The 561-nt window shown below is 74.5% G+C and carries 1 protein-coding gene and 2 pseudogenes; all 3 read right to left on the reverse strand.

The genetic code is table 11. The features are described from left to right. Nucleotides 1–180 (reverse strand): annotated as a pseudogene (locus ACFHWT_RS31410) (flavin reductase); the annotation flags it as partial. Further along, complete coding sequence (locus ACFHWT_RS31415) at nt 177–383, reverse strand: hypothetical protein (RefSeq protein WP_416598331.1); 207 nt, start codon at nt 381–383, stop codon at nt 177–179. The gene ACFHWT_RS31415 and the pseudogene ACFHWT_RS31410, both read right to left, overlap by 4 nt. Further along, a pseudogene (locus ACFHWT_RS31420) lies at nt 376–561 on the reverse strand (hypothetical protein); the annotation flags it as partial. The gene ACFHWT_RS31415 and the pseudogene ACFHWT_RS31420, both read right to left, overlap by 8 nt.

A 561-nucleotide genomic window follows, 5' to 3' on the forward strand; every position in this document is an offset into this window, starting at 1 on the left:
GCCGTGCCCGGCCGGCAGGTCGGTCATCGCCTCGACCATGTTGGTGGCGAGGTAGACCGACAGGGAGACGCGGGCGTCGGCGTACTCAATCTTGAGCTGTTGTCGGCTGTCCAGGCACGGCCAGGCGTGCCCGCAGCCGGCGCAGACCCAGCTGGGGCGCTCGGGGACGTGCAGGCTCATCCGGCGTTCTCCGGTTGGTCGGCGACGGCGACGATGTGGACGCCGAGGTCGTGCAGTCGGGTGAGTGCGACGTCGGCCCGCCAGCAGCGGCCGGTGGCGGTGAGCGGGTCGCCGCAGGCGCAGTCGTCGGCGCGCGGTGGGTGCCGGTCGACCAGCGCGGTCAGGTGGTCGATCTCAACGTGGCGGGGGACGGGGTCAGTCATCGGCCGGCGCGGTGCGGTCGCTGACCGGGTGGCCGCCGGCCGGGTCGGGGCCGGGGTCACCCCATACCCGGGTACGCAGCGACGGGCGGTCGGTGGCGGACAGCGTGGTGTCGGCGAAGTCGACGACGTCGAGGTGGGCGAGTGAGTCCCGCAGCGCGGCGGCGAACCGGGCGGCGGC

Origin of the sequence: Micromonospora sp. LOL_021 (genome assembly GCF_048060215.1) — a bacterium.
In the GTDB taxonomy this organism is placed as follows: Bacteria; Actinomycetota; Actinomycetes; order Mycobacteriales; family Micromonosporaceae; genus Micromonospora_E.

What these genes read in the sequence shown, in the direction of transcription:
- ACFHWT_RS31415 (WP_416598331.1), bottom strand. Translation starts at nt 383, where the DNA reads ATGACTGACCCCGTCCCCCGCCACGTTGAGATCGACCACCTGACCGCG.